Here is a 6,464-nt window from a genome sequence, read left to right as displayed (position 1 = left end):
CGCGGGGCGCCGCGTTCGCCGGGCGGCCCGTCCGCTGGGCCGCCTCGGTCGGCGTGCCCGCAGGCGGTGGGCTTGTGCCGCCGGGGATCGCGAGTGACAGGATCCGCCCGCCCTGGCGGTGCGCTCCGGTGGCACTGGGGGACGCGCTCGTCCCCGGCCTGATGGCCGGGGTCGTGTCAGGGGCTCAGCGGGCAAGGAGTGGGTCGGTACGGGCCGGCGTGCGCGTCACGTCGCTGGCAGTGCCCTGGATCTGGCAGAATGGCATGTTGGAACACCGTGGCCAGTCGGGTGCCCTCTCACCTCCCGGCGGTCACGCCTGTCCCTGGAGCGAGCGTCCTGTCGTGCCCCACTCGGCGAGACGTCGCTCACCCGCGCTCGAATGCAGGAGAGACCACACCCGTGGCAGTCAAGATCAAGCTCAAGCGGCTCGGCATGATCCGCAATGCTCAATACCGTATCGTCGTCGCCGACAGCCGCACCAAGCGTGACGGCCGGGCGATCGAGGAGATCGGCCTGTACCACCCGAAGGAAGACCCTTCGCGCATCGAGGTCAACGCCGAGCGTGCCGCCTACTGGCTGGGAGTCGGCGCGCAGCCGACCGAGCCGGTGCTCAAGCTGCTCAAGCTCACTGGCGACTGGCAGAAGTTCAAGGGTGAGCCCGCCCCGGCTCCGCTGAAGGTCGCCGAGCCGGCGCCCGACAGGCACGCCCTCTACGAGGCCGCGGCCAAGGAGGCGCTGTCCGGTGGCGACACCGGCACCGCCGCCACCACGCCCAAGAAGGCCAGGAAGAAGGACGAGGCCGAGGCCGCCGCCGAGACGACCCAGACCGAGGGCGAGGCCTGACGTGCTCGAGGAGGCTCTCGAGCACCTCGTGAAGGGCATCGTCGAACATCCAGACGATGTCCGGGTCCGCGCTCGCCGCATCCGTAGCGGGCGCGTCCTGGAGGTCCGGGTGCACCCCGAGGACCTGGGCAAGGTCATCGGACGCGGCGGGCGCACCGCCAAGGCGCTGCGCACCGTGGTGAACGCCCTGGCCGACGGGAAGTACGTACGGGTCGACCTCCTCGACCTGCACGAAACGGTCCGTTAGCGTCAGGATCGTGCGCCCTCATCGGCTACGTTCCGATGAGGGCGCTTGCGTGACATCCCCTCCTCGTCATCGGGAAGGGTTCCCGCGGCGACCGCATCTCGTCGCCGCCGTCGGCGGCCCATGGCCCCGGATGGCCGCCGCATGCCCGTCCGGCCCGACCCGCCGGCGCGGGCATCATGGGGTCAGGGTCCCGCGACCGGAGCCGGGCCGAGTCCCCGGAGCCGACTCGCGGGCCTCGGCCGAATCAGGGGTCCGGTCGGCCGAATCCCGAGGGCCGACTCCTGGGCTTCGACCGAATCCCGAGGGCCGACCTGGGCCTCGGTCAGATCCCGTACCTGGCGACCGTCGCCCGCGAACGCCGGGCGAGACCGGTGCGGACACGCCCCGCGTCCGGGTCCGGTGCCCGGCCATGAGGGGTTGGTCCCCGCCCGTGAGGACGGGCTGCCACGCTGGAGACATCAGGTGAGAGAAGGCAGGTTCACGTGCAGCTGGTCGTCGGCCGGATAGGCCGCCCGCACGGAGTGCGCGGTGACGTGACCGTGGAGGTGCGCACCGACGATCCCGAGCTGCGCTTCGCCGCCGGCACGTCCATCGCCACCGACCCCTCCAGCCGGGGGCCGCTCGTCGTCGAGAGCAGCCGCTGGCACAAGGGCAGTCTGCTGCTCTCCTTCGCCGGGGTCGCCGACCGCGACGCGGCCGAGGAGCTGCGCGGCACGATGCTCGTCATCGACTCCGCCGATGTCGCGCCGTCCGAGGACCCCGACGAGTTCCACGACCACCAGCTGATCGGGCTCACGGTGGTGACCGCCTCCGGCGAGGAGGTCGGCGAGGTCACCGACGTGCTGCACCACGGCCAGGACCTGCTGGTCGTCCGGCGCGCCGGCCAGGACGACGCGCTCATCCCGTTCGTCAGGACCCTGGTGCCCGAGGTGGACCTGGAGGGCGGCAGGCTCGTGGTCGATCCACCCGAAGGGCTGCTGTGATGGACCGGCCCGGCGACGCCGCCACGGCCGTGAGGGCGGCCGCGAGCGGCACGATGCGGCTCGACATCATCTCGATCTTCCCCGAGTACTTCGCCCCGCTCGACGTCTCGCTGATCGGCAAGGCCCGAGAGCGGGGCATCCTCGACGTACGGGTGCACCAGCTCCGCGACTGGGCGCACGACGTGCACAAGACCGTGGACGACACCCCGTACGGCGGCGGCCCCGGCATGGTCATGAAGCCCGAGGTGTGGGGCGAGGCCGTCGACGTGGTGGCGGGGGGCGGCACGCCCCGCATGATCGTTCCCACGCCGAGCGGCAGGCCGTTCACCCAGGAGCTCGCGCAGGAGCTGGCGGCGGAGCCGTGGCTGCTGTTCGCGTGCGGGCGCTACGAAGGCATCGACGCGCGTGTCATGCGTGAGTACGGCGCGCGGCTGCGCGTCGACGAGCTGAGCATCGGCGACTACGTGCTCGCGGGCGGCGAGGTGGCGGTGCTGGTGATGGTGGAGGCCATCGGCAGGCTGCTGCCCGGCGTGCTCGGCAACGCCGTCTCGGCCGTCGACGACTCCTTCGCGCCGGGCGCCATGCGCAACCTGCTCGAAGGCCCCGTCTACACCAAACCGCCGGTGTGGCGGGGGCACGAGGTGCCCGCCGTGCTCCTTTCCGGGCACCACGGCAAGGTCGCCAGGTGGCGGCGGGACGAGGCGCTGCGCCGTACCGTCGCGAACCGGCCCGAACTGGCGGCGGGGCTCGACCCCGAGACGCTCGACAAGCGCGACCGCGAGGTCCTCGACGAGCTCGCGTTTCGCGTCGGGCCGGAAGATATGGCAAACTGAGGCGTTGCCAACCGTCGTTCGGTTGGTCTGCCGTGCCCGGGAAACGATCCCGGGTTCATCACATCAGCAGGCGCGTCCGCCGCGAGCTCCGGCCGGGTGGACCTCCGCGTGCTCGCGAGACTTGAGGACAGCTCTCATGCACACGAAGATCCAGGAGCTCGAGAAGGCGACCCTGCGCGGCGATGTGCCGGGCTTCCGCCCCGGCGACACGCTCGAGGTTCACGTCCGAGTCGTCGAAGGCAACCGCTCCCGTATCCAGGTCTTCAAGGGCTTCGTGCTGCGCCGCCAGGGCAGCGGCGCCCGGGAGACCTTCACGGTCCGCAAGGTCAGCTACGGTGTCGGCGTCGAGCGCACCTTCCCGGTGCACAGCCCGGTCATCGAGAAGATCGTGCTGGTGAGCCGCGGCGACGTGCGCCGTGCCAAGCTTTACTACATGCGTGACCTGCGCGGCAAGGCTGCCCGCATCCGTGAGAAGCGCGAGGCGACCCCCGCCAAGTGACCAGGCGTTGACCGGATGGCCCGCGTGTGCCGCGGGCCATTCGCCTTTATCCGGGCAATTCTCTTTATGCGGAGCGACTCGGGCGCGGGTGTAACGTCGGTCGGGGCTTGTTGAGCCGGTGAATCATCTAGGCTCATCAACGATGACTAGCGAGAGCCAGGAGCACGGCGCGCCGCGCCGCCCTGTCGAGGACGAGGTGGACGTGGTCGCCGAAGAGACTCAGAAGCCGGCAAAACGCGGCAAGGAGAAGAAAGGGTCGTTCTGGAAAGAACTCCCTGTCCTGATCGTCGTGGCGCTGGTGCTGGCGCTGGTCATCAAGACCTTCGTGATCCAGGCCTTCTACATCCCGTCCGAATCGATGCAGAACACCCTGCTCAAGTACGACCGGGTCCTGGTCAACAAGCTCGTCTACCACACCCGCGCCATCGAGCGCGGTGACGTGGTGGTGTTCTCCGGGATCGATTCGTGGGACGGCGAATTCCAGCTGGAGGAGCCGTCCAATCCGATCGCGGCGTTCTTCCGTTGGGTCGGCACCGCGTTCGGCGTGGTGCCCGGCGAGAAGGACTACATCAAACGGGTCATCGGCGTCGGCGGCGACCACGTCAAGTGCTGCGACTCCAAGGGGCGCATCACGGTCAACGGGGTCCCGCTCACCGAGGAGAGCTACCTCTATCCGGGCAACGTGCCCTCCGACAAGTTCTTCGACATCAAGGTGCCGCCGGGGCACCTGTGGGTGATGGGCGACCACCGCTCGGTCTCGCTCGACTCGCGGGCCCACCAGGGTGATCCGGGCGGCGGATCGATCCCTGAGGGCCAGGTCATCGGGCGGGCGTTCGTGATCGTGTGGCCCTTCTCCAGGGCCGGGACGTTGCCCATTCCCGACACGTTCACGCAGCCGGGACTGCGGGCGCTGGGCGGTTCGGCCCCCTTCGTCGCCGGGTTCGCGTTGGCCGTACCCTTGGTCCTGATCCGCCGGCGCTGGCTCGGGAGGGAGCGGAGCATGCCCCGCCCCGCCGCGGCGTCCCCAGGCGGTCGGGACGGGGAGAGTTGATGGCCGACACCAAAAAGGCGGAGGGCGTGCAGCAGAAGAAGAAAAAGGGCGGCTTCCGCGAGACGCTCTTACTACTGGCGCTGGGCGTGGCCATCGCACTCGTGCTGCAGCAGTTCGCGGTCGGGTCGTTCTACATCCCGTCCGAATCGATGCAGAACACCCTGGAGATCAACGACCGGGTGTTCGTCAACAAGCTGGCGGGCAAGCCGGAGCGCGGCGACATCGTCGTGTTCAAGGGCTGGAACGGCGACGACACCATCAAGCGGGTGATCGGCGTCGGCGGCGACAAGGTGGTCTGCTGCGACTCGAAGCGGCGGATCACGGTCAACGGCACACCCCTGGACGAGTCCTCCTATCTCTACCCCGGCGACTACCCGTCCGGTGAGGAGTTCAAGGTCACCGTGCCGCCGGGCAAGCTCTGGCTGATGGGAGACCACCGCAGCGCCTCTGCCGACTCGCGCAGCCACATGGCCGAGCCCGGTAAGGGGTTCATCTCCGAGGACGCGGTGGTGGGCAAGGCGGTCATGCGCTACTGGCCGCTGGGGAGAGGTTTGATCTTCACCAGGCCGGACACCTTCGACAAGGTCAAATAGGGCTGGGGTTACGGTCGCGGTTTGCGGCGATTGGGGCGTACGCTGCCTCTGTCATGACAGTTGCGTTCCGACCTCGACCGAGCGTCGTCCGGCGCGATTCCGGACTCTACGCCTACGAGCGGGCGCTCGCCCGCCGCGGCCTGACCCCGATCGCGGGCGTCGACGAAGCGGGCCGGGGGGCCTGCGCGGGGCCGTTGGTCGTCGCGGCCGTCATCCTTCGCAGGCAGATCCCGGATCTCGGCGACTCCAAGCTGCTCACGGCACTCGCGCGCGAGCAGCTCTACGACCAGATCGTCCGGTCGGCGCACATCGGCATCGTCGTCATCCCGCCCGCCGAGATCGACGCGCGCGGCCTGCACCGCAGCAACATCTCGGGAATGCGGCGCGCGGTGGCGCGGTTGACCTGTGACCCGCAGTACATCCTCACCGACGGCTTCCCGGTGCCCGGCCTCCCGGCACCGTCGCTGGCGGTGTGGAAGGGCGACCAGGTGGCCGCCTGCATGGCGGCCGCGTCGATCGTGGCCAAGGTGACCAGGGATCGGATGATGGTTTCGCTCGACGCCGAATTCCCCTCCTACGGCTTCGCCGACCACAAGGGATATGTCACACCAGGACACCGCCTGGCGCTGGAGGCGTACGGCCCGTGCGCGCACCACCGCTTCTCCTTCGTCACGGTGGCCAGAGAGATGGGCGAGAATGAAATGGGGGCCGGGGTTGCCTGACCAGGCACACCGGGGGACCGGTACGACAGGAGGACCGCGATGAGCGCAGAAGATCTCGAGAAGTACGAAACCGAGATGGAGCTGCAGCTTTACCGCGAATACCGTGATGTCGTCGGGCTGTTTACGTATGTCGTGGAGACGGAGCGACGCTTCTATCTGACCAACTCGGTCGACCTCGACGTCCGCACGGCGGAGAACGGGGACGTGTTCTTCGACGTGAAGATGCAGGACGCGTGGGTCTGGGACATGTACCGGCCGGCGCGGTTCGTGAAGAACGTCCGTGTGGTCACGTTCAAGGACGTCAACGTGGAGGAACTGGCGAAGGCCGACCTCGAAATGCCCAAGGAGGGCTTCTCTGGCTGACCGCCCCTGGGGGACTCCTTCGGAGAGCGCGCTTGCGGGGGCCTGCGTGATTGTCGCGGGTGTGCGGAGAGTGTAGGCGGGGGCTGAGGCCGCACGCCCTTGCTGACTGCCCGGCGGCCTCGTAGCCGTCAGGGGCCCCTGCGGCCGAGCGGACGGCTCCTTGAGCCAGTGATGCCCCACCCCGTGCTGGAACCAACTTGGATCCGGACACTCCCAACTCCAGCGCAGCCCCTTGGCCCTGCGCAGCCCCTTGGCCTTGCAGCCCTGCACAGTCCTTAGCCCTGCACAGTCCTTAGCCCTGCACAGTCCTTAGCCCTGCACAGTCCTTAG

9 protein-coding genes are annotated in these 6,464 nt (G+C 69.0%); all 9 read left to right on the top strand.

The annotated features are described in order from the left end of the window. The first annotated feature begins 399 nt into the window (after window positions 1-399). On the top strand, window positions 400-843 hold the full coding sequence (gene rpsP / locus DQW85_RS09405; protein ID WP_113699979.1) for a 30S ribosomal protein S16: 444 nt from the start codon (window positions 400-402) through the stop codon (window positions 841-843). 1 nt (window position 844) lies between these two features. After that, on the top strand, window positions 845-1,090 hold the full coding sequence (locus DQW85_RS09400; RefSeq protein WP_113699978.1) for an RNA-binding protein: 246 nt from the start codon (window positions 845-847) through the stop codon (window positions 1,088-1,090). A gap of 482 nt (window positions 1,091-1,572) precedes the next feature. Continuing rightward, complete coding sequence (gene rimM, locus DQW85_RS09395) at window positions 1,573-2,073, top strand: ribosome maturation factor RimM (protein WP_113699977.1); 501 nt, start codon at window positions 1,573-1,575, stop codon at window positions 2,071-2,073. Window positions 2,074-2,126: 53 nt separating this feature from the next. Next, window positions 2,127-2,906 (top strand): tRNA (guanosine(37)-N1)-methyltransferase TrmD, encoded by a 780-nt coding sequence (gene trmD, locus DQW85_RS09390; RefSeq protein ID WP_113699980.1) that lies wholly within the window; start codon window positions 2,127-2,129, stop codon window positions 2,904-2,906. Window positions 2,907-3,042: 136 nt separating this feature from the next. Continuing rightward, complete coding sequence (gene rplS, locus DQW85_RS09385) at window positions 3,043-3,405, top strand: 50S ribosomal protein L19 (protein ID WP_113699976.1); 363 nt, start codon at window positions 3,043-3,045, stop codon at window positions 3,403-3,405. Between the two features lie 142 nt (window positions 3,406-3,547). Further along, window positions 3,548-4,456, top strand: coding sequence for a signal peptidase I (gene lepB, locus DQW85_RS09380; RefSeq protein ID WP_113699975.1), 909 nt, complete (start codon window positions 3,548-3,550; stop codon window positions 4,454-4,456). After that, window positions 4,456-5,049 carry a signal peptidase I gene (gene lepB, locus DQW85_RS09375; protein ID WP_113699974.1) on the top strand — a complete coding sequence of 198 codons (594 nt, stop codon included), beginning with the start codon at window positions 4,456-4,458 and terminating at the stop codon, window positions 5,047-5,049. Before lepB (DQW85_RS09380) ends, lepB (DQW85_RS09375) begins: the two co-directional genes overlap by 1 nt. A gap of 53 nt (window positions 5,050-5,102) precedes the next feature. Next, a complete protein-coding gene (locus tag DQW85_RS09370) occupies window positions 5,103-5,771 on the top strand; it encodes a ribonuclease HII (protein WP_113699973.1) in 669 nt (222 codons plus the stop codon). A 39-nt stretch (window positions 5,772-5,810) separates the two neighbouring features. Then, complete coding sequence (locus DQW85_RS09365) at window positions 5,811-6,134, top strand: DUF2469 domain-containing protein (RefSeq protein WP_026215037.1); 324 nt, start codon at window positions 5,811-5,813, stop codon at window positions 6,132-6,134. Window positions 6,135-6,464: the final 330 nt, after the last annotated feature.

The sequence above is a fragment of the Nonomuraea lactucae genome, from assembly GCF_003313395.1.
Classification (GTDB): Bacteria; Actinomycetota; Actinomycetes; order Streptosporangiales; family Streptosporangiaceae; genus Nonomuraea; species Nonomuraea lactucae.
The sequence above is the reverse complement of the archived record's forward strand: the minus strand, read 5'-3'. Positions and strand labels throughout refer to the sequence as shown.

Bases quoted from the DNA above. Each gene is read 5' to 3' on its own strand.
- trmD (WP_113699980.1), top strand. From the start codon at position 2,127: ATGCGGCTCGACATCATCTCGATCTTCCCCGAGTACTTCGCCCCGCTC.
- rplS (WP_113699976.1), top strand. From the start codon at position 3,043: ATGCACACGAAGATCCAGGAGCTCGAGAAGGCGACCCTGCGCGGCGAT.
- lepB (WP_113699975.1), top strand. From the start codon at position 3,548: ATGACTAGCGAGAGCCAGGAGCACGGCGCGCCGCGCCGCCCTGTCGAG.
- lepB (WP_113699974.1), top strand. From the start codon at position 4,456: ATGGCCGACACCAAAAAGGCGGAGGGCGTGCAGCAGAAGAAGAAAAAG.
- DQW85_RS09370 (WP_113699973.1), top strand. From the start codon at position 5,103: ATGACAGTTGCGTTCCGACCTCGACCGAGCGTCGTCCGGCGCGATTCC.
- DQW85_RS09365 (WP_026215037.1), top strand. From the start codon at position 5,811: ATGAGCGCAGAAGATCTCGAGAAGTACGAAACCGAGATGGAGCTGCAG.